Annotated in this window: 24 protein-coding genes and 1 tRNA gene; 20 read left to right on the top strand and 5 right to left on the bottom strand. The window is 65.3% G+C overall.

Annotated elements, in window-relative coordinates; genetic code table 11:
• The first annotated feature begins 47 nt into the window (after positions 1 to 47).
• The 13 genes from AC4PTO_RS08945 (at position 48) to AC4PTO_RS08885 (ending at position 11079) form a co-directional block, all read left to right on the top strand.
• Positions 48 to 1130, top strand: a complete 1083-nt coding sequence (locus AC4PTO_RS08945) for a cysteine desulfurase family protein (protein ID WP_492727828.1) — start codon at positions 48 to 50, stop codon at positions 1128 to 1130.
• Positions 1131 to 1146: 16 nt separating this feature from the next.
• Positions 1147 to 2661, top strand: a complete 1515-nt coding sequence (gene sufB / locus AC4PTO_RS08940; RefSeq protein WP_492733591.1) for a Fe-S cluster assembly protein SufB — start codon at positions 1147 to 1149, stop codon at positions 2659 to 2661.
• A gap of 53 nt (positions 2662 to 2714) precedes the next feature.
• Complete coding sequence (locus tag AC4PTO_RS08935) at positions 2715 to 3053, top strand: DMT family protein (RefSeq protein ID WP_492727826.1); 339 nt, start codon at positions 2715 to 2717, stop codon at positions 3051 to 3053.
• 4 nt (positions 3054 to 3057) lie between these two features.
• Entirely contained in the window at positions 3058 to 3369 is a 312-nt protein-coding gene (locus AC4PTO_RS08930; protein ID WP_492727825.1) for a heavy metal-binding domain-containing protein, read from the top strand.
• Between the two features lie 10 nt (positions 3370 to 3379).
• Positions 3380 to 4135, top strand: a complete 756-nt coding sequence (gene sufC, locus AC4PTO_RS08925; protein WP_492727823.1) for a Fe-S cluster assembly ATPase SufC — start codon at positions 3380 to 3382, stop codon at positions 4133 to 4135.
• Positions 4135 to 5409 (top strand): SufB/SufD family protein, encoded by a 1275-nt coding sequence (locus AC4PTO_RS08920; RefSeq protein ID WP_492727821.1) that lies wholly within the window; start codon positions 4135 to 4137, stop codon positions 5407 to 5409. Before sufC ends, AC4PTO_RS08920 begins: the two co-directional genes overlap by 1 nt.
• A gap of 9 nt (positions 5410 to 5418) precedes the next feature.
• Positions 5419 to 5904, top strand: coding sequence for a YIP1 family protein (locus AC4PTO_RS08915; RefSeq protein WP_492727819.1), 486 nt, complete (start codon positions 5419 to 5421; stop codon positions 5902 to 5904).
• Positions 5901 to 6494, top strand: a complete 594-nt coding sequence (locus tag AC4PTO_RS08910; protein ID WP_492727818.1) for a YIP1 family protein — start codon at positions 5901 to 5903, stop codon at positions 6492 to 6494. Before AC4PTO_RS08915 ends, AC4PTO_RS08910 begins: the two co-directional genes overlap by 4 nt.
• A 19-nt stretch (positions 6495 to 6513) precedes the next feature.
• The gene (locus AC4PTO_RS08905; protein ID WP_492727816.1) at positions 6514 to 7734 is read left to right on the top strand and encodes a cysteine desulfurase; all 1221 of its coding nucleotides are present in this window, start codon (positions 6514 to 6516) and stop codon (positions 7732 to 7734) included.
• A 65-nt stretch (positions 7735 to 7799) separates the two neighbouring features.
• A tRNA-Arg gene (locus tag AC4PTO_RS08900) sits at positions 7800 to 7876 on the top strand.
• A gap of 155 nt (positions 7877 to 8031) precedes the next feature.
• Positions 8032 to 9690, top strand: a complete 1659-nt coding sequence (locus AC4PTO_RS08895; protein ID WP_492727814.1) for a tetrathionate reductase family octaheme c-type cytochrome — start codon at positions 8032 to 8034, stop codon at positions 9688 to 9690.
• On the top strand, positions 9683 to 10339 hold the full coding sequence (locus AC4PTO_RS08890; RefSeq protein WP_492727813.1) for a cytochrome b/b6 domain-containing protein: 657 nt from the start codon (positions 9683 to 9685) through the stop codon (positions 10337 to 10339). Before AC4PTO_RS08895 ends, AC4PTO_RS08890 begins: the two co-directional genes overlap by 8 nt.
• A 110-nt stretch (positions 10340 to 10449) precedes the next feature.
• Positions 10450 to 11079: an FMN-binding negative transcriptional regulator gene (locus tag AC4PTO_RS08885; protein WP_492727811.1), complete on the top strand. Its 630-nt coding sequence runs from the start codon at positions 10450 to 10452 to the stop codon at positions 11077 to 11079.
• 88 nt (positions 11080 to 11167) lie between these two features.
• Here AC4PTO_RS08885 and mepK read toward each other — a convergent pair whose 3' ends face one another.
• Complete coding sequence (gene mepK, locus AC4PTO_RS08880; RefSeq protein WP_492727810.1) at positions 11168 to 11728, bottom strand: peptidoglycan L,D-endopeptidase MepK; 561 nt, start codon at positions 11726 to 11728, stop codon at positions 11168 to 11170.
• Positions 11729 to 12082: 354 nt separating this feature from the next.
• On the opposite strand from mepK, the gene AC4PTO_RS08875 reads away from it, so the two are divergent.
• From AC4PTO_RS08875 to AC4PTO_RS08860, 4 genes are read left to right on the top strand one after another with little or no spacing between them, the layout of a single operon-like run.
• Positions 12083 to 13648, top strand: coding sequence for a L,D-transpeptidase family protein (locus tag AC4PTO_RS08875; RefSeq protein ID WP_492727809.1), 1566 nt, complete (start codon positions 12083 to 12085; stop codon positions 13646 to 13648).
• Positions 13649 to 13696: 48 nt separating this feature from the next.
• Positions 13697 to 14806 carry a UDP-3-O-(3-hydroxymyristoyl)glucosamine N-acyltransferase gene (locus AC4PTO_RS08870; RefSeq protein WP_492733485.1) on the top strand — a complete coding sequence of 370 codons (1110 nt, stop codon included), beginning with the start codon at positions 13697 to 13699 and terminating at the stop codon, positions 14804 to 14806.
• A complete protein-coding gene (locus AC4PTO_RS08865; protein WP_492733483.1) occupies positions 14803 to 15078 on the top strand; it encodes an acyl carrier protein in 276 nt (91 codons plus the stop codon). The genes AC4PTO_RS08870 and AC4PTO_RS08865 overlap by 4 nt, the downstream gene beginning before the upstream one ends.
• Complete coding sequence (locus tag AC4PTO_RS08860; protein WP_492733481.1) at positions 15071 to 16294, top strand: beta-ketoacyl-[acyl-carrier-protein] synthase family protein; 1224 nt, start codon at positions 15071 to 15073, stop codon at positions 16292 to 16294. The genes AC4PTO_RS08865 and AC4PTO_RS08860 overlap by 8 nt, the downstream gene beginning before the upstream one ends.
• Before the next feature lie 56 nt (positions 16295 to 16350).
• Here AC4PTO_RS08860 and AC4PTO_RS08855 read toward each other — a convergent pair whose 3' ends face one another.
• Entirely contained in the window at positions 16351 to 17022 is a 672-nt protein-coding gene (locus AC4PTO_RS08855; RefSeq protein WP_492733479.1) for an invasion associated locus B family protein, read from the bottom strand.
• Positions 17023 to 17441: 419 nt separating this feature from the next.
• Between AC4PTO_RS08855 and AC4PTO_RS08850 the strand changes: the two genes are divergently transcribed.
• Complete coding sequence (locus AC4PTO_RS08850; RefSeq protein ID WP_492733477.1) at positions 17442 to 19001, top strand: helicase HerA-like domain-containing protein; 1560 nt, start codon at positions 17442 to 17444, stop codon at positions 18999 to 19001.
• Here AC4PTO_RS08850 and AC4PTO_RS08845 read toward each other — a convergent pair whose 3' ends face one another.
• The gene (locus AC4PTO_RS08845) at positions 19002 to 19301 is read right to left on the bottom strand and encodes a DUF6477 family protein (RefSeq protein ID WP_492733475.1); all 300 of its coding nucleotides are present in this window, start codon (positions 19299 to 19301) and stop codon (positions 19002 to 19004) included. It lies immediately after the preceding gene.
• A 220-nt stretch (positions 19302 to 19521) separates the two neighbouring features.
• Between AC4PTO_RS08845 and AC4PTO_RS08840 the strand changes: the two genes are divergently transcribed.
• A complete protein-coding gene (locus AC4PTO_RS08840) occupies positions 19522 to 20664 on the top strand; it encodes a DUF6456 domain-containing protein (protein ID WP_492733474.1) in 1143 nt (380 codons plus the stop codon).
• Positions 20665 to 20757: 93 nt separating this feature from the next.
• Here the strand turns inward: AC4PTO_RS08840 and AC4PTO_RS08835 are convergent, their stop codons facing one another.
• Entirely contained in the window at positions 20758 to 21444 is a 687-nt protein-coding gene (locus AC4PTO_RS08835; protein WP_492733472.1) for an aquaporin, read from the bottom strand.
• A gap of 120 nt (positions 21445 to 21564) precedes the next feature.
• Here AC4PTO_RS08835 and lipA point away from each other — a divergent pair, with 120 nt between their 5' ends.
• Complete coding sequence (gene lipA / locus AC4PTO_RS08830; RefSeq protein ID WP_492733470.1) at positions 21565 to 22515, top strand: lipoyl synthase; 951 nt, start codon at positions 21565 to 21567, stop codon at positions 22513 to 22515.
• Between the two features lie 18 nt (positions 22516 to 22533).
• Here the strand turns inward: lipA and AC4PTO_RS08825 are convergent, their stop codons facing one another.
• Positions 22534 to 23421 carry a c-type cytochrome gene (locus tag AC4PTO_RS08825; RefSeq protein WP_492733468.1) on the bottom strand — a complete coding sequence of 296 codons (888 nt, stop codon included), beginning with the start codon at positions 23419 to 23421 and terminating at the stop codon, positions 22534 to 22536.
• Positions 23422 to 23462 lie beyond the last annotated feature (41 nt).

Raw genomic sequence — 23462 nt, 5'->3', positions numbered from 1 at the left:
CAAATATCCCCGCCGGAGGCTTCCGCAGATCCCAGGGGCACTGCGTCATGACAGCGCGCCTCTATCTGGACTGGAACGCGACCACGCCCTTACGCCCCGAGGCGCGGGCGGCGATCTGCGCCGCGATGGATGTGGTGGGCAACCCGTCCTCGGTTCATGCCGAGGGGCGCGCGGCGCGCGCAGTGATGGAGCGGGCGCGGGCGCAGGTTTCGGCCGCGCTGGGTGCGGACGGGGCGGATATCGTCTTCACCTCGGGGGCGACCGAGGCGGCGGCCCTGGCCTGCGCCGGGCGGGGGCTTCGATGCGCGGCGCTTGAGCATGATGCCGTTCTGGCCTGGTGCGATCCGGTTCTGGCGGTCGACCGGCAGGGCCGCGTTGCGCTCGGCGATCCGGCGCAGGCGGCGCTGCAACTGGCGAATTCGGAAACCGGGGTGATGCAGGATTTGCCCGAAGGGCTTGCCGTGTCCGACCTGACGCAGGCTTTCGGCAAGGTTCCGGTGGCCTTCAACTGGCTGGGGGTGACGGCGGGCCTTGTCTCGGCGCACAAGCTGGGCGGGCCGAAGGGGGTGGGGGCGCTTGTGCTGCGCCGGGGCACCGAGGTGGCCTCGCGGATGCGTGGCGGCGGGCAGGAGATGGGGCGCCGTGCGGGCACCGAAAACCTGATCGGCATCGCCGGATTCGGGGCAGCGGCTGAGGCGGCGGCGCGCGATCTTGCCTTGGGGCTTTGGGATGAAATCGCCGAAGTTAGAAATATTCTAAAAATGGCTCTGGAAGACGCGGCCGAAGATGTTATCTTCCCAGGTTGGGAGACGACGAACAACGGCGCGCGGCTTTTGCCCAACACGCTTTCGGTTCTGACCCCCGGCTGGAAGGGAGAGACGCAGGTCATGCGGCTTGATCTGGCGGGGTTTGCGGTTTCGGCGGGGGCGGCCTGCTCTTCGGGCAAGGTGCGCGCCAGCCGTGTTCTGACCGCCATGGGGTATGACGAATCGCAGGCGGGCTCGGTGATCAGGCTGTCTCTTGGGCCGGGGATCGGCAAAGAGGATGTGCTGCGCTTTGCCCAGGCCTATGGCGCGGCGCTCCGGCGGCATCGGGGACGCACGGGCGGGGCATTGGCTCAGGAAGGATGAACAGGAAGTGACGAAAGTGGATCAGGATCTGGAAGTCCGAGAAGGTGTCGACCGCGAGACGGTCGAGACCGTTCAGAACATGGGCAGCTACAAATACGGCTGGGAAACCGAGATCGAGATGGAATTCGCGCCCAAGGGCGTGAACGAGGACATCGTGCGCCTGATCTCGGAAAAGAACGGTGAGCCGGACTGGATGACCGAATGGCGGCTTGCCGCGTTCCGCCGCTGGAAGACGATGGAAGAGCCCAGATGGGCGATGCTCAAATACCCCGAGATCGACTATCAGGACCAGTTCTATTACGCCAAGCCCAAGAGCATGGCCGAAAAGCCCAAATCGCTGGACGAGGTCGACCCGAAGCTGCTGGCGACCTATGAAAAGCTGGGCATCCCGCTGAAGGAACAGATGATTCTGGCCGGGGTCGAGGGCGCCGAGGCCGTGGTGGCGGATGCGCGCAAGGTTGCGGTGGACGCGGTGTTCGACTCGGTCTCCGTCGGCACGACCTTCAAGGAAGAGCTGGCCAAGGCGGGCGTCATCTTCTGCTCGATCTCCGAGGCGATCAAGGAACACCCTGAACTGGTGAAGAAATATCTCGGCTCGGTCGTGCCGCAGTCGGACAATTTCTTCGCTACGCTCAATTCTGCGGTCTTCTCGGACGGGTCCTTCGTCTACATCCCGCCGAACACGCGCTGCCCGATGGAACTGTCGACCTATTTCCGCATCAACGCGGAAAACACCGGTCAGTTCGAGCGCACGCTGATCATCGCCGACAAGGGCAGTTATGTCAGCTATCTTGAGGGCTGCACCGCGCCCAAGCGCGACGTGGCGCAGCTTCATGCCGCGGTGGTGGAGATCGTCATCCTCGAGGATGCCGAGGTCAAGTATTCGACCGTGCAGAACTGGTTCCCCGGCGACGAGGAAGGCAAGGGCGGCATCTACAACTTCGTCACCAAGCGCGCCGATTGCCGCGAGGCACGCGCCAAGGTGATGTGGACCCAGGTCGAGACCGGCAGCGCGATCACCTGGAAATACCCCTCCTGCATCCTGCGCGGCGATGACTCCTCGGGCGAGTTCTACTCGATCGCCATCGCCAACAACATGCAGCAGGCGGATACCGGGACCAAGATGATCCATCTTGGCAAGAACACCCGCTCACGCATTGTTTCCAAAGGGATTTCCGCGGGCAAGGCGCAGAATACCTATCGCGGCCTCGTGTCGATGCACCCGCGGGCGAAGAACAGCCGCAACTATACCCAGTGCGACAGCCTTCTGATCGGCGATCAGTGCGGCGCGCATACGGTTCCCTATATCGAGGTCAAGAACAACTCGTCCCGCGTGGAGCATGAGGCGACGACCTCGAAGGTCGACGACGACCAGCTGTTCTACTGCCGGTCGCGCGGCATGGACGAGGAAGAGGCGGTGGCGCTGGTCGTCAACGGCTTCTGCCGCGAGGTGTTGCAGGCGCTGCCGATGGAGTTCGCCATGGAGGCGCAGAGCCTTGTGGCGATCTCGCTTGAGGGGAGCGTGGGGTGAGGAATGGTTGCCGCCCGTTGTGGGCAGGCACAAAGGAGATGCTTTGACACATCATGAGTGCATATCTGCTTCCGATCGGGTTGCTGGCGCTGTCGAACGTCTTCATGACCTTCGCTTGGTATGGCCATCTCAATCACAAGGCCGTGCCGCTGACCGTTGCGGTGCTGGCCAGCTGGGGCATCGCGTTCTTCGAATATTGGCTGGCCGTGCCGGCCAATCGCATCGGGCATCAGGTCTATTCGGCCGCGCAGCTCAAGACGATGCAAGAGGTCATCACGCTTGTGGTGTTCGTTGGGTTTTCCGCTTTCTGGCTGAAGGAAGCGATCAGCTGGACCACGGCGGCGGGCTTTGCGCTGATCGCGCTTGGCGCGGCGCTGGTGTTTCGGGGGTAATGCAATGATCGTCACCACAACTCCCTCGGTCGAGGGGCGCGCCATTACCGCCTACCACGGCATCGTCACCGGTGAGGCGATCCTTGGCGCGAATATCTTCCGCGATCTTTTCGCACAGGTCCGTGACATCGTGGGCGGCCGCTCGGGCGCCTATGAGGCCGAGCTTGGCAAGGCGCGCAGGACCGCGCTTGCCGAAATGCAAGATGAGGCGCTCCGGCTGGGCGCCAATGCCGTTGTCGGCGTCGACCTTGATTACGAGGTCATCAACAACATGCTGATGGTGTCGGCCTCCGGCACCGCCGTCACCATTGCCTGAGGATAGAAAAATGCTTGAGATCAAGAACCTGCACGTCAAACTTGAAGAAGAGGACAAGCAAATCCTCAAGGGCGTCGACCTGACGGTCGAGGCGGGCAAGGTGCATGCCATCATGGGGCCGAACGGCTCGGGCAAGTCCACGTTGTCTTATGTGCTGTCGGGCCGCGACGGCTATGAGGTGACCGAAGGCAGCGCCACGCTGGAGGGCGAGGAACTGCTGGAGATGGAACCCGAGGAACGCGCGGCCGCGGGCCTGTTCCTGGCGTTCCAATACCCCGTCGAGATCCCCGGCGTGGGCAACATGACCTTCCTGCGCACCGCCCTGAACGCGCAGCGCAAGGCGCGCGGCGAGGACGAGATCAGCGCCGGCGATTTCCTCAAGCTGGTGCGCGAGAAGGCCAAGATGCTCAAGATCGACGCCGAGATGCTGAAGCGCCCGGTGAATGTGGGCTTCTCGGGCGGCGAGAAGAAGCGCAACGAGATCCTCCAGATGGCCATGCTGGAACCCAGGATGTGCATCCTGGACGAGACCGACTCGGGCCTTGATGTCGATGCGATGAAACTTGTGGCCGATGGCGTGAACGCGCTGCGCGACGAAGGCCGCGCCTTCCTGGTCATCACGCATTATCAACGGCTTCTGGACCATATCAAACCTGACGTGGTGCATATCATGGCCGATGGCCGGATCGTGAAGACGGGCGGGCCCGAGCTTGCGCTGGAGGTGGAGCGCAACGGCTATGCCGATATCCTGGCGGAGATGGCGTAATGGCGGCCCCCCTGGCGAAAGACAGCCCGCGCATCGCGGCCCTGGCCCTTGGGCCGGGGTTCGGCGCGGCGCGCAAGGACGCGAAAGAGCGTTTGGAACGCATGGGCCTTCCGGGCCGGCGCGATGAATACTGGCGCTATACCGACCCGGCCGCGCTGAATGCGGACGATGCGCCGAAGGCCTCGGTCTATGATCCGGGCGACGAGGCGCCGCTTTTCGACCGGATCGACCGGGTGCGCGTGGTGTTCGTGGATGGCGTTTTCGACGCGGCCGCATCGGACGATCTTGCGATGGCGGGGGTCGAAATCCGCCGTCTGGCCGATGCGCCGGATCTGTCCTGGGCCAACGGGCTTTACGGCACGCTGGAGGCGGTGGGCCAAAGCCCCGTGGTCCGGCCCTTCGCCGCGCTGAACACGGCGGCGGCCGGCGACGGGGTGCTGATCCGCGTGACGGATCGCGCGGCGAAACCTGTTCACCTGATTTATGTTCATAAATCAGAGGTTTCCGATCCGATCCTTCATCATTGCGTGAAGGTCGAGCCGGGCGCCGAGTTGACGCTGCTTGAATCCGGTCCGGCCGGAGCGCGGTTCAACAAGGTGCTCGAGGTCGACGTGGCCGAAGGCGGCCGCTTCCACCATGTCCGCGTGCAGGGCCGCGATCACGAACGCCGCGCGGTCACGCATATCTTCGCGCGGGTCGCCGCCGGGGCGCTGTTCAAAAGCTTTACCCTGACGGCGAACGGCGTTCTGACGCGCAACGAATGCGTCATCGACATCCTTGGCGACGATGCCGTGGCCCATGTGGCGGGCGCCGCGCTTGGCGATGGCGCGACGGGCGATTTCCACCATGACGACACGGTCTTCGTGACCCATGCGGCCGAACGCTGTGAAAGCCGCCAGGTGTTCAAGAAGGTGCTCAAGCACGGCGCGGTGGGGGTGTTCCAGGGCAAGATCCTGGTGAAACCCGGCGCGCAGAAGACCGATGGCTACCAGATCAGCCAGTCGCTTCTGCTGGACGATGACAGCCAGTTCCTCGCCAAGCCCGAGCTTGAGATCTATGCCGATGACGTCAAATGCTCGCATGGCTCGACCACCGGCGCGATCGACGAGACGGCGCTGTTCTACCTGCGCTCGCGCGGGGTCACGCGCGAGGATGCGGTGGCGCTGCTGGTGCTGTCCTTCCTTGCCGACGCGATCGACGAGATCGAGGACGAGGGCCTGAAGGACGAGATCGTCGCGCGGCTTGAGGCGTGGCTGTCGCGGCATCGGGGGTGATGGTGCGCGATGCCGGCCACCGATGACATCCTGCGCAGCTACCGCGCGCCCCGCGCGGTGATGCGCGATCTTCTGGCGCGCGGCCGCTCGGAACCCTGGGTTCTGACGATCCTGCTTTCGGCGCTTGGGGTGGTGTTCATCGCGCAATGGCCGCGCCTGTCGCGGCTGGCGCATCTTGAGGCCGATCAGCCGCTGACCGGCCTGATGGTGGGAACCGGGCTTGCGCTTGTGGCGGTGGTTCCGGTCTTCTACCTGCTGGCGGCGGGCAGCCACCTTGTGCTGCGGCCTCTGGGCGGGCACGGCAGCTTCTATGGCGCGCGCCTGGCGCTTTTCTGGGCGCTGCTGGCGGTTTCGCCGCTGATGCTGTTGCAGGGGCTGGTGGCGGGCTTCATCGGGCCGGGGGTGCAGATGCAGGCGATGAGCGTGCTGGTCGGCCTTGCGTTTCTTGCGATCTGGTTTGCCGCGCTGCGCGTGGCCGAGTTCGAGGGCAAATGATGGAACTGCAACGCGCCGAGGTGATTGCGCTGGTCAGGCAGACGGTGCTCGATCCGCCGCGCGGGGTGGCGCGGCTTCTGGCGCTTGATCCGCCGCTTCAGGCGCGCTGGATCGGGCTGGGTATCGTCATGACGCTGTCGGCGCTTCTGGCGACGCTGTCCGAGATGATGCTTGCGGTGGCGACCGACAACCGGATCGCGCCGGCGCCGGCGCCGATCACCATGGTCATCGTGCAGGGCGTGCTGCTGGTTTACGGGGCCTGGGCGATGGCGTTCTTCGGGCAGCGCTTCGGCGGCAAGGGGCAGTTCGCGGATGCGCTCTTGCTTGTGGTCTGGATGGAGTTCGTTCTGATCCTGGGGCAGGTGGTGCAGCTTGCGATGATGGCGCTGTTTCCCATGTCGGCACTGGTGCTGACGGTCGCGCTGGTGGGGCTCATGTTCTGGCTCCTGGTGCGCTTCACGGCGGCCCTGCACGGGTTCGAGAACATCGCGCTGGTTGCCTTCGGTGTCATCGCAGTTTTTGTGGGAAGTGCGTTGTTTTTCGGGATCGTGCTGGTCGTGCTGGGCGTGATGCCTGCGCCGGTCGCCTGATCGGAAAAAGGAGACGGGCATGTATGACATCAACGCGATCCGGGCCGATTTCCCGATCCTGTCTCGCACGGTGAACGGCAAGCCGCTGGTCTATCTGGATAATGGGGCCTCGGCGCAAAAGCCCCAATGTGTGATTGACGCGATGACGCAGGCGTATTCGCATGAATATTCAAACGTTCACAGGGGCTTGCACTACCTTTCCAACCTTGCGACGGAAAAGTATGAGGGTGTGAGGGGCATCGTTGCGCGTTTCCTGAAAGCACCCGGCGAAGACGAGATCGTGTTCACCACCGGCACGACCGAGGGCATCAACCTTGTCTCTTACGCGTGGGCCGCACCCCAGATGCAGCCCGGAGACGAGATCGTGCTGAGCGTGATGGAGCATCACGCCAATATCGTGCCCTGGCATTTCCTGCGCGAACGCCAGGGTGTCGTGCTGAAATGGGTCGAGCCCGAGGCCGATGGCGCGCTTGATCCGCAGAAGGTGCTCGACGCGATCGGGCCGCGCACCAAGCTTGTGGCCGTCACCCATATGTCGAATGTGCTGGGCACGCTGGTCGATGTGGCCGCCATCTGCAAGGGTGCGCGCGCGGCCGGGGTTCCGGTGCTTGTCGATGGCAGCCAGGCGGCGGTGCACATGCCGGTGGACGTCGCCGCGATCGGCTGCGATTTCTATGCCATCACCGGACATAAGCTGTATGGGCCAAGCGGCTCCGGGGCGATCTTCATCCGGCGTGAGAGGATGGCCGAGATGCGCCCCTTCCTGGGCGGCGGCGACATGATCGACACCGTCACGCGCGACAGCGTCACCTATAACAAGCCGCCGATGAAGTTCGAGGCGGGCACCCCCGGCATCGTGCAGCAGATCGGCATGGGGGTCGCGCTGGACTACCTGATGGGGATCGGCATGGCCAATATCGCCGCGCATGAGGCCGGCCTGCGCGACTATGCCGAAGAACGCTTCCGCGGGCTCAACTGGCTGAACGTGCAGGGCAACGCACCGGGCAAGGGGGCGATCTTCTCGCTCACGCTGAACGGCCCGGCGCATGCGCATGACATCTCGACCGTGCTCGACAAGCGCGGCATCGCAGTGCGCGCGGGCACCCATTGCGCCATGCCGCTGTTGCAGCACCTGGGCGTGAGCGCGACGGCGCGCGCCTCTTTCGGGATGTACAACACCCGAGAAGAGGTCGACGCATTGGTTTCGGCGCTGGAATTCTGCCAGGAACTCTTTGGCTGAGGGTCGGTTGCTGACGGATTTTGCCCGTTGCAGGCCTGCCGCCCCTCGTCTATACCGCGCGTCAGGCACCCGTAGCTCAGCTGGATAGAGCGCTGCCCTCCGAAGGCAGAGGCCAGAGGTTCGAATCCTCTCGGGTGCGCCATATTCCCGGTTTTCGCAGTTGCACGTCTGGCCCCTGTCGCGGGCCGTTTGCCGCTGTTTGGCCAAGAGGCAGTGTGTCGCATAGGGACATGCTCGCATTCGTGTTACCGAATATTTGAAGATATCCATCCAGCCAAACGCCAGATCGGAGGAGTGATGACGCGAGGCGCCTTTTATTCCGCGTTTATCGTGGGGATTCTTGTCGCGGGCGTTGCCCTCGGGCAGGGGGCCGATCCGGCCCCGACCGCCGCGCATATGAGCGATCCGGTCACGCAGAGCACCGCGGATCACAGCAAGTTCGAAGCGCTGAAGGGACCGTTCTCGTCAGGCCCCGAGGTCACGGCGGCCTGCCTTTCGTGCCATACCGAGGCATCGAACCAGGTGATGCATTCGATCCACTGGAAATGGGAGTACGCGCACCCCGAAACCGGTCAGGTTCTGGGTAAGTCAAAGGTTTTGAACGCGTTTTGCGGCAATGTCGCATCGAACGAGACGCGCTGCACCTCGTGCCATACCGGCTATGACTGGGTTGACGTGCGCCAGCCCATGCCCGACCAGCCCGAAAAGGTGGACTGCCTCGTATGTCACGACAAGTCCGGCCAATATGCCAAGCAGGATAACCTTGCGGGCAATCCGCCGCTGGCGCCGGTGTCGGACAAGGCCAAGACGATCACGGGCGCCTCGGCTTGGGCGGTCGATCTGGCGAAGGCCGCGCTGTCGGTCGGCCCGCCTCCGGGGCGCGAGAACTGCGGCGGCTGCCACTTCTATGGCGGTGGCGGGGACAACGTGAAGCACGGCGACCTGTCCTCGGCGTTGATCGACCCGAGCCCCGAGGTCGATGTGCACATGTCGAAGGACGGCGCGAATTTCACCTGCGAGGCCTGCCACGTCTCGGACAAGCACGTCTTTACCGGCTCGCGCTATGCCACCAATGTCACCGACCCGCATGCCGACCGCGCGCCGGGTGAACGGCGCGACGTGGCCAGCTGCACCTCGTGCCACGGGGAAAAGCCGCATCCCAGGGCCTCGGTCGTGGGGCTGAAGCTGAACGATCACACCGACCGCGTGGCCTGTCAGACCTGCCATATTCCGGAATTCGCCAAGGGCGGCGTGGCCACGAAAACCGTGTGGGACTGGTCCACGGCGGGTAAGCTGAAGGACGGGAAACCCTATTCGGAAGAAGGGTTTACCCAGTCCGATGGCAAGCACCTGCACACCTATATGTCGACCAAGGGCGATTTCGAATGGGCCGAGAATGTCACGCCCTATTACGCCTGGTTTGACGGTCAGGTGCGCTACACGCTGCCGGGAACCACGATCGACCCCGGCAATGTCGTCGAGGTCAACAGCGTCTCGGGCACGCCGGGGGATGCGCGGTCGCGGATCTTCCCCTTCAAGCGGATGGTGGGGCGCCAGGCCTATGACGCCGAGCTGAACAAGCTGGTCTACAACCATGTCTATGGCCCGCAGACCGATACCGCGCTCTGGACCAACTTCGATTGGGAAAAGTCGATCAAGGCGGCGATGGACTATGTGGGCGACGACTATTCCGGCAAGTTCGGCTTCGTCGATACCTACATGTATTGGCCGATCACCCACATGGTGGCGCCCGCCGAAGAGGCCCTGCGCTGCGCAAGCTGTCACACGCCGAACGGCCGGATGGCGAATATCGCAGGGGTCTATTTGCCCGGAAGTGGTATCGGCCTTGGCGGCAAGCTGGGGATGGTGCTGCTGCTGATGGCGGTGATGGGGGTCGGCGGCCACGCGATCCTGCGGCTGTTTAGCCGCGGCAAGGGAGGGAAGGGTCATGGCTGAGCGTTTCGTAAAGGTCTATACGCGCTTCAATCGGTTGTGGCACTGGTCTCAGGCCATTTCGATCTTCCTTCTGTTCTTCACCGGCGCGCGGCTTCTGGGGTTGCACGAGATCGGCCCGTTCGGCCTTGCGGTGACGATCCACACGGTCGTGGCGCTTGCGCTCTTGCTGCTTTGGGCCTTCGCCACCTTCTGGCTGTTCACGACCGAGAACTGGAAGCAGTTCGTGCCGCGTCCGCAGGGGTTGCTCAAGGTGGCGCGCTTCTATGTATGGGGCGTGTTCCGCGGCGAGGAGCACCCCTATGACAAGCAGTTGCGGCGCAGGCATAACCCCTTGCAGGCGCTTGCCTATTTCCTGTTGAAGACGGTTCTGTTTCCGGCGATCTGGATCAGCGGCCTGGTCTATCTTGCTTATGGGCTTTGGGGGCATCTGGACCCGCAAAACCAATGGCTGACGGTGGTTGCGAACCTGCACGTTCTTGCGGCCTTCGCCATTGCCACCTTCGTCGTGGTGCACGTCTATCTGCTGACCATCGGCCACGGGTTCCGAGAGCATGTCCGCCCGATGATCACCGGGTTCGAACGAGTCGGCATGTCGGCCGAGACCGAAGCCTATCTTGAAACCGAACACCCCGAGCGCCTGAAGGGCTGATCCCCGGACAGGGCGGTGAAAGCGTCGCGCCAGCGGCGCTTTTGCCGTTGCGCCCAGGCCGGCCATTCGGCGATATACGGGCCGGCAGATACCGGGCAGAGGGCGCGCGCATGTATATTCCCCCGCATTTCCACGAGGTTGATGCCTCCGAGATCCGGGGGATCGTCGAGGCCGCGCCCCTGGCCTGCATCGTGGCGCAGACCGCAGAGGGGCTGGTCGCCAATCATCTGCCGCTTTTTCCGGCGCCGGACGGAACGCTGATCGGCCATGTCGCCCTAGCCAATGACATGCACCGGCTGATCGCGGACGGGCAAGAGGTTCTGGCGGTCTTTCGCGGGGTGGAGGGTTATGTCTCGCCCAATTTCTATCCCTCGAAGGCCGAGCATCACCGGGCCGTTCCGACATGGAACTATCAGGCCGTTCATATCCACGGCGCCATCACCTTCCAGCATGACGACCACGCCAAGCGGGCCGCGGTGGGGCTGCTGACCCGTCTGCACGAACGCAGGCTGAACGGTGCCGGGGCGTGGAAAATGGCGGATGCGCCGACAGACTTCATGCAGCAGATGCTGGACGGGATTGTGGCCTTCCGGATCGAGGTCAACCGGCAGCTTGCGAAATCGAAGCTGAGCCAGAACCGTGAAGAGCGCGACTATCTTGGCGCGATCAAAGGGCTGCACGCTGCGGGGCAGGGCGAGCTGGCCCGCCGGATGGAGCAGCGCCTGCGAAAGGATCGGTAAGGCCGGGGGCCACCCAACGGGGCAAACGGAAAACGCGGCGCCCCTTTCGGGATGCGCCGCGCGTGACGGGGGTCGTGCCCGGATGGCCTCAGCCGCCCCAGGTGCGGATCGGGCCGCAATCCATATGCACGAAGTTCGAGCGCGAATATTTGCCCACACCGCCCGCATGGCAGGCCGAGGCGGCCTTGTACATCTGCGTCACCGAGCGCGACTTCAACCGCAGGTCGGCGGCCTGACCGCTCATGTGCAGTGAATTCTTGGCAACGCCTCGCGATTTGGAGCGCAGCATCGCATTGGTTTTCGGCGAGCGGTAGCCCGACAGCATCATGTAGGGTTCGTTCACGTCCAGCAGGCCATGTGCGGCGGCGGCGATGTCGATCGTGCGCGCATCGATATTGGTCACCTGATTGGTGCGCCAGTCCCGCATGAAGTGATTGATTTCGGCCAAGGCTTCCTTGATGTAGTCGCCCTCGATCCAGTAGACGGTGTCGATGCTTTCGCCGGTTCGGCCCGAATACATGCGAATGCGGCGGATATCGCCCGCACCACGAAGGATTCCGAATGCGTTGGATGCCGAGGGGGCTGCCGTGATCATGGTGGCCGCGAAAGCCCCAAGAAGGCCGCGCCGAGAGATCGTCGTCATGCTCATGCCGTTTCGCCTGTACTGCCGTTTCGTGCCGCCTGTCCCAGCGGCTTCACGCGAAGATAACACATATCCCCGGTGACGACAATCTTATGGCACAGGGCGAATCTCAGGCCAACTGCCGATTTGCCGCGGTTCCAGGAATGCCAGACCCATCGGCAAAAAATCGCGCAAACCATTCGGAATGTGGCGAGCTTGCATCATCTGTGCGGCGCAAATGCGACGGGGCCGCGGGGCCGGGTCAAGGTCTCTGGACAGTGCGCGGGAATTCGCTCACGCTTGGCCATTGGGATCAAGGGATGTTTCGGGGTTGAAATGGGTATTCACGGGCGGTTTCGGGCTGTTTTTGCGGCTTCTGTAATGGCGCTTTCGGTGGCGGTGGCCGCCGCGCCGCAGGCGGGCCTTGCGCAGTCCCTGTCGGGGTTCCGGCAGGCCGTTGCCGAAACCGCCGCGCCCGAGGATGCGCTTGCGCGCTTTTACGCGGCGCGCGATTACGCACCGATCTGGACGGGTGCGGGTGACAGCGCCCGCCGCGCGGCCTTTTTCGACGCGCTCGACCGGGCGGGCGATCACGGCCTGCCGGTGGCGCGCTACGATGCTTCGGTGCTGCGCCGGCAGTTCAACGATCTTCAGACCGAACGCGAGCGTGGCCAGCTTGAAGTTGCCATGTCCGAGGCCTTCCTGGCCTATGCGCATGACATCACCAGCGGCGCGCTGGAGCCGTCGCGCATCAATTCCGGCATCGTGCGCGAGATTCCGCGCCGCGACCCTTTCGGGCTGATCTCGGGCCTTGCATCTGCAGACCCGGTGAGTTTCCTGCGCGCCCTGCCGCCGTCGGCACCGCAATATGCGCAGCTGATGAAGGCCAAGCTGACCCTGGAAGGGGCCTTGGCGAAGGGCGGCTGGGGGGCGGAGGTGCCCGCCAGGCGGCTTGGGCCGGGCGATACCGGCCCGGCAGTGATCGCGCTGCGCGACCGGTTGCAGGCGATGGGCTATCTGGGCCGCACCGCCACCGCCGTCTTCGATGCCGACATCCAGAAGGCGGTGCAGCAGTTCCAGCTTGAGCACGGGCTGACGCCTGACGGCGTTGCCGGCGACGGCACCGTGGCCGAGATCAACCGCGGCCCTGACGAACGGCTGAAATCCGTCATCGTGGCGATGGAGCGGCTGCGCTGGATGAACGGGATCGACCTCGGGCAGCGCCACATCTGGGTCAACATCACCGATTTCTCGGTCCGGGTGATCGACCACGGCAAGGTGACGTTCGAATCCGTCACCGTGGTGGGGCAGAACACCTCGGACCGCCGCACGCCCGAATTCTCGGACGAGATGGAGTTGATGGTCATCAATCCGACATGGAATGTGCCGCGCTCGATCACCGTCAAGGAATACCTGCCGATGATGCAGCGCAATCCGAACGCGGCCAGCCATATCAACATCATCGACAGCCGCGGCCGCGTGGTGCCGCGCTCGGCCATCAACTTCGCGGCCTATTCCTCGCGCAGCTTTCCCTTTGCGATGAAGCAGCCGCCCTCGGACGGGAATGCGCTTGGGCTGGTGAAGTTCCTGTTCCCGAACAAATACAACATCTACCTGCACGATACGCCCTCGAAGTCGCTGTTCTCCAAGGAGGTGCGCGCGTTCTCGCATGGCTGCGTGCGCGTGCAGCGCCCGTTCGAGCTTGCCTATGTGCTGCTTGAGCCGCAAAGCGACGATCCAGAGGGCCTGTTCCACCGCTATCTGAATACCGGGCGCGAAACCCCGGTGCAGCTGGAACAGCCCTTCCCGGTGCATCTGGTCTACTTCACCGCATGGCCCACGCCCAAGGGGCGGATGGACTATCGCCGCGATGTCTATGGGCGGGATGCGGCGCTTTTCGGGGCGCTGGAAAAGGCCGGGGTGGAATTGCGCGCGCGCGGTAGCTAAATCGGTGGGGCGGGTGCAATGGGCGCCCGCCGTCCGAAAGGCTGATCCATGGCACATAGCGTTGAGGAAATCGCCAAGGCACTCGGGGCCAGGGCCGAGGGGGATCTGTCGATTCCGATCGAGGGCGCGGCCGAGCCGTCGGCCGCGGGTCCGGCGCAGCTTGCCCTGGCGATGGACCCGAAATACGCCGAAGGCATCGGGCAGGGGGCGGCGCGCGCCGCGCTGATGTGGGAAGGCGCCGACTGGCGCGCCCACGGGCTTGAGGCGGCGATCTTCGTGGCGCGTCCGCGCCTTGCGATGGCCGGGCTGTCGCGCGCCTTCGATCCCGGCCCCGAGATCGCACCCGGCATCCACCCCACCGCCGTGATCGACCCCGAGGCCGAGATCGGCGCGGGCGCGGCGATCGGCCCCTTCGTGGTGATCGGGCGCGGCGCGCGGATCGGCGCGGGCGCACGGATCGGCGCGCATGTCACGATCGCCGAGGGCGCGCAGATCGGCCCGGAGGCGCTTTTGCACAGCGGGGCGCGGATCTGCGCACGGGTCCGCATCGGCGCGCGCTTCATCTGCCATCCCGGCGCGGTGATCGGCGCGGACGGCTTTTCCTTCGTCACCCCCGAGAAATCCGGCGTCGAGGAGATCCGCGAAACGCTTGGCACGCGCGCGGGGATCGTCGAGCAGGCCTGGACGCGAATCCACAGTCTCGGCACGGTCGAGATCGGCGACGATGTCGAGGTGGGCGCGAATGCCACCGTCGACCGAGGCACCGTGCGCGCCACCGTGGTCGGATCGGGCACCAAGGTCGATAACCTCGTGCATATCGGCCATAACGTGCAGGTCGGGAACGATTGTCTGCTCTGCGGCCAGGTCGGCATCGCCGGGTCCTCGCGCATCGGCAACCGCGTGGTGCTGGCCGGGCAATGCGGCGTTTCGGACAATATCTTCGTGGGCGACGACGTGATCGCGGGGGGCGCGACCAAGATCTTCTCGAACGCCCCCGCGGGCCGGGTTCTGCTGGGCTATCCGGCGCTGAAGATGGAAACCCATGTCGAGGCGTGGAAAAACATCCGCCGCCTGAGGCGACTTTTCGCGCAGGTGGCCGAGCTTCGGGAAACCGTTACAAAGATGGGCCAGAAGGACGAGCGGAGCAGCAACGGATGAGTCGGAACGTGTCGGAAAACATCATTGCCATCATCGCGCGCGAAGCGGTTCTGGAACCCGAACAGGTGCGCGCGGACATGACGCTGGAAGAGCTTGGCCTGGACAGCCTGGGCCTGGTCGAAACGATCTTCGCCATCGAGGAAACCTTCGACATCTCGGTCCCGTTCAACGCGAACGAGCCTGCGCAAAGCGGGTTTGACATCTCTTCGGTCGGGGCGATCGTGCAGGCGGTCGAGCGGCTGATCGCGGCGAAGGGGCAGGCCCTTGCCTGAGGCGGGCAGGCGGCGCGTCGTCATTACCGGCGCGGGCACCGTGAACGCGCTTGGCCGCGACGTGCCCGCGACGCTGGCCGCCATGGCCGAGGGACGCTCGGCGATCGGGGCGCTGGATTTTCCCGATGTCGAACGCCTGTCGGTGCAGATCGGCGCGCAGGTCCGGAACTGGCAGCCCGAGGCGCATTTCGAGGCGCGCAACCTGACCCTTTATGATCGCGTCACGCAGTTCGCCCTTGTCGCCGCGCGCGAGGCGGTGGCCTGCTCGGGGCTGGATTTCAGCGGCGATGCCGGGCTTGCCGCCGGGGTCGTGATGGGCACCGCCGGGGGCGGCGTCATGACCTGGAACGAGGCCTATCGCGCGGTCTATGCCGAGGGGCGCAACCGCGTGCATCCGCTGGTCGTGCCGCGGCTGATGAACAATGCGGGGGCAAGCCATATCGCCATGGAGTTCGGGCTGCGCGGGCCGTCCTTTTCGGTCTCGACGGCCTGCGCCAGCTCGAACCACGCGATGGGGCTGGCGTTCCAGATGGTGCGTTCGGGCGCGGCGCCGGTGATGATTGCCGGCGGGGCCGAGGCGATGCTGTGTTTCGGCGGCGTCAAGGCCTGGGAAGGGCTGCGCGTGATGTCGCAAGACGGCTGCCGCCCGTTCTGCGCCACCCGCAACGGCATGGTCCAGGGCGAGGGCGCGGGTGTCTTCGTGCTGGAAGAGCGTGACCACGCCCGCGCCCGCGGCGCCGAGATCCTGGCTGAGATTTCCGGCTTTGCGATGACCTCGGATGCCTCGGATATCGTCATGCCCTCGGTCGAGGGGGCGGGGCGCGCGATTTCGGGCGCGCTGCGCGATGCGGGATTCGCGCCCGATTCGGTGGGCTATATCAACGCCCATGGCACCGGCACCGCCGCCAATGACCGCACCGAATGCGCGGCGATCCGCACGGCCTTTGGCGCGGCGGCGGAAACGGTGATGCTGTCCTCGACCAAGGCGATGCACGGCCATTGCATCGGCGGCACCGGCGCGGTCGAGCTGCTGGCCTGCATCATGGCCCTGCGCGACGGGATTGTCGCGCCGACCATCGGATACCGGCATGTCGATCCGGAATGCGATCTGGACGTGGTGCCCCTTGCCGCGCGCGAACTGCCGGTGGCGCGCGCATTGTCCAACGCCTTCGCCTTTGGTGGGCTGAACGCGGTTCTGGCGCTGGAGCGGGCATGAAAACGCCGCCCACCGGTTTCGGGGGGCGGCGTGCGGCACAACGGAACTCGTGCGTCTTACTGGTTGGCCGGTTCGTTCGCCTTCGTCACCGCGTCATAGGCGGCGGTGAACCCCTTGAGCGACATGTCGAGCGAGACTTTCTGGTCGGGCGCAGCCACCGGCACCAGGGTGATGACGGCCTTGTTGCCCTTCTTGAAGCTCTCGACCTCGGCGGCGGTGAAGCCGACGCGCGCGAAACAGCCGATCCGGGCGCAGAAGGTGAAGGGATAGACCTTCGCCTCGTTCGAATCGACCTGGAGCAGAAGGTTCTCGGTCAGCAGGGTTTCCAGCGGCGTCATGATCGTGGCGCCGGCCGCGGCCTGTTGCCCCTGGGGCAGGCCGAACAGGCTGATATCGGCGACGGCATTGCCGTCCTTGTCATGCATCAGCTGGTAGATCTGGCAGGGATCCTTGCCGTCCTCGGTGCGGATGCACTGAAGCGTCCAGTCTCCGAAGGTGTCCTTGGTATAGGTGGCCCCGACCGCATTGGGATCGGGTTCAGCCGGGGCCGCGGGGGCCTCAGCGGCGGGGGCTTCGGTCGCGGGCGCGTCGGTCGCTGCGGGGGCCTCGGTGCCTTCGGCCGGGGCTGCGCCCTCTGCGGGGGCGGCCGCGTCCTGGGCGAAGGCCGCCGAGCCAAGGCCAAGGGCCAGAGCGATCACGAGAGATTTCGTCGTCAGGTCTGCCATCATTCTCTTCCATCCTGAACGGGTTAGGCGCCCCGATTAACACGGGTCTTTGCCGCTGTCAGGCGGGAAACGCGGTGCAGAGGGGGTCTTGGGCGGAAATCCGGCCAAACTTGCGTGATCGGGAGATGAAAAAAGGGTTCCGTCACCGGAACCCTTTCGATGTATTTCTCCCCGTCGGACTTGGCCGACTTCATCATTGCCGGAACGCTAATCGTGTTGCATCGCTACGTCAACAGGGAAATTTTTTGCCCCAACCCTATGAAACCGTGAATAAAAAAGCCGCGCCCGCAGGCGCGGCGAGTCTAACAGGGAGGAAGCTGCCCGCCGGGCATTGCCTGAAACGGCGGGCAGAAAGGAGACTGGCACAACTCCGTTAACCGGGTATTGTTGGGCCGAACCGAATTTTCCGGAGTGTGCAGAGTATGAGCGGAATGCTGACCGAGAAGGGCGTTTTCGTGGGGGGTGGCGGCGAAGGATACGCCGATGCGCAGGAACTTCTGCTGAAATATGGCAACCGCCACGGCCTGATCGCCGGCGCGACCGGCACGGGCAAGACGGTCACGCTGCAAATCCTGGCCGAGGCGTTCTCGGCGGCCGGTGTTCCGGTGTTCATGGCGGATGTGAAGGGCGATCTTTCGGGGCTTGCGCTGCCCGGCTCGGCCGAGGGCAAGATGCACGACTCCTTTGCCACGCGCGCGGCCACGATCGGCTATGACCTGGCCTATGACGCCTTTCCCGTGACCTTCTGGGACATGTTCGCCGAGCAAGGGCACCCGGTGCGCACCACGATCTCGGAGATGGGGCCGCTGCTTCTGGCGCGGCTGCTGGATCTTTCCGAAGCGCAGGAGGGCGTGCTGAACATCGCCTTCCATATCGCGGACGAACAGGGCCTTCCGCTTCTGGACATGAAGGATCTGCGCGCGATGCTGGTGCATGTGGGCCAGAACGCCGCCGAGATCGGGCTGAGCTATGGCAATGTCTCGGCCGCGAGCGTCGGCGCGATCCAGCGCCAGCTTCTGGTTCTGGAAACCCAGGGCGGCGGGCAGTTCTTCGGCGAACCCGCGCTTGACCTAGCGGACATGATGCGCACCGCCCCTGACGGGCGGGGGCAGATCAACATCCTTGCGGCGGACAAGCTGATGTCCTCGCCCCGGCTTTACGCCACCTTCCTTCTGTGGCTGCTGTCCGAACTGTTCGAGGAACTGCCCGAGGTCGGAGACCCGGACAAGCCGCGCTTCGTCTTCTTCTTCGACGAGGCGCATCTGCTGTTCGATGACGCGCCCAAGGCGCTTCTGGACAAGGTCGAGCAGGTGGCGCGGCTGATCCGCTCCAAGGGGGTGGGGATCTATTTCATCACGCAGAACCCCGCCGACGTGCCCGACGATATCCTTGGCCAGCTTGGCAACCGCGTGCAGCATGCGCTGCGTGCGTTCACGGCCAAGGACCAGAAGGATCTTGCGCGCGCGGCGCAGAACTATCGCGCCAATCCGCGCTTCGATACCGAGGGTGCGATCAAGGAGGTCGGAACGGGCGAGGCCGTGACCTCGTTCCTCGAGGCCAAGGGCGTGCCCGGCATGGTCGAGCGCACGCTGGTGCGCCCGCCGCAATCGCGCCTTGGCCCGCTGAGCGTGGAGGAACGCCGCGCGGTGATCCAGTCGTCCGGGCTGGGACTGAAATACGACAAGGCCGTCGACCGCGACTCCGCGCAGGAGATGCTTGCCAGACGGGCCGAGGCCGCCGCGCAAGAGGCCGCCGCCGCCGAATCCCGCGCCGCGCAGCAAGAGGATGCCGCGCGCGAGTTTCAGCGCGCCCGGCGGTTCGAGCCGATCAAGGCCGAGAAGACCCCGCGCCGCAGCGGATCGTCGCGCCGCTCGGACACGATGCTCGAGACTTTCGGCAAAAGCCTGGCGCGGCAGCTTGGCACGCGGTCGGGACAGGTGCTGGTGCGCGGGGTTCTGGGCTCGCTTTTCAAGTCGCGCTGATCAGGCGCCGGCGGCGGAGCGGTGCAGCAGCCGCACCTCGGCGATCATGGCGATCAGCACCTCGATGTGGCGCGGCAGGTTGTAGCCGGCATCGCCCTCGCGGCGCTCGGCCTCAAGGCGCTCTTCCTCGGCCAGAAGCCGGGCAAGCGCCTGTTCGGGATTTGGTGCGGCGGGCATGCGCATCAGGCGCCGCAGGTCGCGGTCGCGGTCGCGGTTGTAGTCAAGCTGTCCCAGCCGCGCGGCCCGGATCAGAAGGCGCGGCCGCTTGAGATGCGTGACAAGGGCAAGAAGGTCGGTCATGGCAGTATCCCCGGTTGTTCCGGGGCGCAGCAAAGCACAACCTATACGGGTGTTGCGCGAAGCGCCGCTCAAGCGTTCGGGGCGTTCGACGATATTTATCATTTTTAAACAATTCTTAGCATCGTTCCGTTTCTTGACGAACGGGTAATGAAAGCAACCCACGGTTGCACCGCAAAGACTCATGGGGGTGCCCAGGGCACCCTCGCATCTGGGGAAAGAAATGACGACGATCGCCATCGGCCTTGCGGGGTTGCCCGCCTGGCTGCCTGATTACGCACGCCTCTATCTGCGCCATGTCGAACATGGCGTGTCGATACGGCAGCTTGCCCGCGCCGAGGGGTGCCACGCCTCGACCGTGCTGCGCCGTGTGCGGCGGATCGAGGCCCGTCGCGACGACCCCCTTGTGGATGAGGCGCTTGCGCGGCTTGGCCGCGGCGAATGCCTTCTTGCGGCGCAAACCGGATCACAAGAGGAAGACCGCACGATGACTGCTCCGATCCGCTCCAGCCTGCCCCCGGTGGATGAAACCCAGCTGCTTCACGAGGCCCGCCGCATCCTGCGCCGGCTGAGCGAGCTGGGCGCGCTTCTGGTGGTGGCGCCCGACATGGAAAAGGCGGTGGTCCTGAAGGGGACCGTGCGCACCGCCGTGCTGGAGCGCCGATACGCCCAGGCCATGGCGCTGAAGGACTGGATCCAGGTCGCCCATTCCGGCCGGGTCATCAGCTATGAGATCAGCATGGCCGGCCGCGCCGCCCTGCGCCGCATGCTCGAAGAGGACGAGGACGGGATGCGCGCGCCCGCGGGGCAGGGCTTCGCCGAGGCGCCGGCCGGTTTTGCGCATGCCTTCGGCGACCAGCACCGCGTCTGGGGCGAGCGCAGGCTGCCGGACCCCGCAGGCGACCGCCCGCGCCGCCTGCGCGCGAACCTGGCCGAAAGCCCGCTTGGCATCCTTGCGCGGCGGCGCGACAAGGATGGCACGCCGTTCCTTTCGGCCGATCTGGTCGCTGCCGGGGAACGCCTGCGCGAGGATTTCGAGCTGGCGCAGATGGGGCCGCGCGTCGCCCAGAACTGGGAGCGGTTCCTGACCGGCGGAGAGCGCAGCCGGTTCCAGCCCGCTCAGGGCGGTGGCGGCGGCGGGTCCGAGCGGGCGCGGGCCCGCGTTGCGGCCGCGCTGCGCGATCTGGGCCCCGGGCTTGGTGACATGGTGCTGCGCTGCTGCTGCTTCCTCGAGGGGCTGGAGGCCGCCGAACGCCGCCTTGGCTGGTCGGCGCGCTCGGGCAAGATCGTGCTGCGCATCGCGCTGATCCGGCTCAAGCGGCACTATGACGAAACCTATGGCGGGGCCGCGCCGCTGATCGGCTGACACCCGCGAAAAGGATCGGCCCCGCCTGCGCAGAGCATGGCGGGGCCGTGGCCGGTCCGATCGTGGGGAGATGGCGGGCCGGCCGTCGGCGGCTTACTCCGCGGCGCGGGTCAGGCCGGCGGTATGCACCGCACCGGCCAGGGCACCGCCGATCAGCGGGGCAACGATGAAAAGCCACAGATCGGCAAGGGCCTTGCCGCCGACGAAAAGCGCGGGTCCGACCGAACGCGCGGGGTTCACCGAAACGCCCGTCACGTCGATTCCCACAAGGTGGATGCCCATCAGCGTCAGGCCGATGGCGAGGCCCGCGAACCCGGCCGCGGCGGCCGGGCCGGTCGCGCCAAGAATCACGGTGACGAAGATGAAGGTTGCGATCACCTCGAAAACAAGCGCCGCGCCAAGGCCGTATTCGCCGTTATAGCCCGCGCCGAAGCCGTTCTGCCCCAGCCCGTGCACCGCAACGTCATAGCCCGATTTGCCGCTGGCGATCAGGTAAAGCGCAAAGGCCGCCAGGATCGCGCCGATCAGCTGCGCGATCACATATTGCGCGAACTCGGGCACCCCCATCCGGCCCGCCGTCACCATCCCAAGCGACACCGCGGGGTTGAGATGCGCCCCCGAGATCGCGCCAAGCCCGTAGGCCGCCGCCACGATCGACAGGCCGAACGCCATCGCGATTCCGTGCATGCCGATATGTTCGCCCATCAGCACGGCCGCGCCGCAGCCGAAGAATACCAGAATGAAGGTGCCCAGACCTTCCGCCACCATCTTTTTCATCACGCGTCCCTCCGCGGCCAGGGGGCCGCATTACATTTACCGCTCCGCCCCGGCGTTACGTCATTGCCTGCGGAATGCTTTGAGCCTATGTGTTCTGAACAGCCAGAACAGGGGGAAAATCCCATGCGCGACCTCAAAATCCCCGGTGAACGCCACCCGGAAAAGGCGCATCGGCCCGATCAGGAGCAACCGAAGAAGCCGTCGTGGATCCGCGTCAAGGCGCCGACCTCGCAGGGCTACAAGGACACGCGCGAGATCCTGAAGACCAACCGCCTCGTGACGGTCTGCGAAGAGGCGGGCTGCCCCAATGTCGGCGAATGCTGGAGCGCGGGCCACGCCACCATGATGATCATGGGCGAGATCTGCACCCGCGGCTGTTCGTTCTGCAACATCGCCACCGGCCGCCCCGACGCCCTCGATGCGTTCGAGCCGGGGCGCGTCGCGCATGCGGTGCAGACCCTTGGCCTGAAACATGTGGTCATCACCAGCGTCGACCGCGATGATCTGGACGATGGCGGGGCCGAGCATTTCGCCCAGACGATCCGCGCCGTGCGCCATCGCGCGCCCGATACCACGATCGAGATCCTGACCCCGGATTTCCTGAAATGCGCGGATTCCGTGCTGGAAACCGTGGTGGCGGCGCGGCCCGACGTGTTCAACCACAACCTTGAAACCGTGCCGGGGCTTTACCCCTCGGTGCGCCCCGGCGCGCGCTATTTCCACTCGCTGCGGCTGTTGCAGCGGGTGAAGGAGATGGATCCCACGATGTTCACCAAGTCGGGCATCATGGTCGGCCTGGGAGAGGACCGGCAGGGCGTCTTGCAGGTCATGGACGACATGCGTGCGGCCAATGTCGATTTCCTGACCATCGGTCAGTATCTGCAACCCACGTCCAAGCACCACCGCGTGGACCGTTTCGTGACCCCCGAGGAATTCAAGGATTACGAAAAATCGGCCTATGGCAAGGGGTTCCTCATGGTCTCGGCCACGCCGCTGACGCGCTCATCCTACCATGCGGGCGACGATTTCGCGCGGCTGCGCGCGGCGCGTCTGGCCAAGCTGGGCCAGGCCTGAGGCGGCCCGCCAAGACGCCTATTCCGCGGCGGGCACGCGCTTGAGATAGGCCGCCACCGCCGCGCGGTCCTCGGCGGGAAGCTGGCTGAAATTCGTCACGACATGCGCCATGTGGCCGCCCACGCTGTCATAATCCGGCGTGAACCCCGATTCGAGGTAATAGGCGATCTCTTCCACGCTCCAGCTCAGCTTTGCGGGGGTGATGTTGGGGATCGTGCCCGTGCCCGAGGGATCGGGCGCCCCGGCCAGCCAGCGGCCGCGCTGCATGCCGCCCAGGACATTGCGCGGGGTGTGGCATTCGCCGCAATGGCCAAGCGCCTCGACCAGGTATCGGCCGCGCACCTCCTGAGGAGACAGATCGCCCTCCAGCACCCAGTCGTCGCGCAAGAACAACATCTTCCAGCCCCCAAGGCTGGTGCGTATGTTGAAGGGAAAGGCGATCTCATGCGGCTGGTTCGGCGTGGCATCGGGCGGCAGGGTCATCAGATAGGCATGCAGGTCGACCACGTCCTGCATCATCATCTTCGAATAAGAGGCATAGGGCAGGGCGGGGTAAAGATGCGCGCCGTCGCGCCCGGTGCCCAGCATCAGCGCATTGGCCAGATCGCGCGCGCTCCATTTCTCGATGCCCTGCTCGGAGGGCGAGATGTTGGGCGCAAGAAACGTCCCGAAGGGCGAGGCGAAGCGCTGCCCGCCGGACAGGATCAGCCGCGCCTCTTCGGTCGCGCCGGGCGCCATGTGGCACGATCCGCAGCCCGCCGCCAGAAAGACCGCCGCCCCGCGCCCCGCATCGCCCTCAAGCCCGCGCAGCGCATCGGGGCCAAGCTGCGTTGGGCGAGTCAGGATCAGGAACAGCCCCAGCAGAAACAATGCAAGGATCGCGGCGGGCAGGATCAGGCGGCGCATCTCGTCTCCCTCTCTCACGTTTCCAGAAGTCCTTGGAACGA

Source organism: Rhodobacter maritimus (genome assembly GCF_058747975.1).
This window is presented reverse-complemented; position numbering and strand designations above follow the sequence as displayed.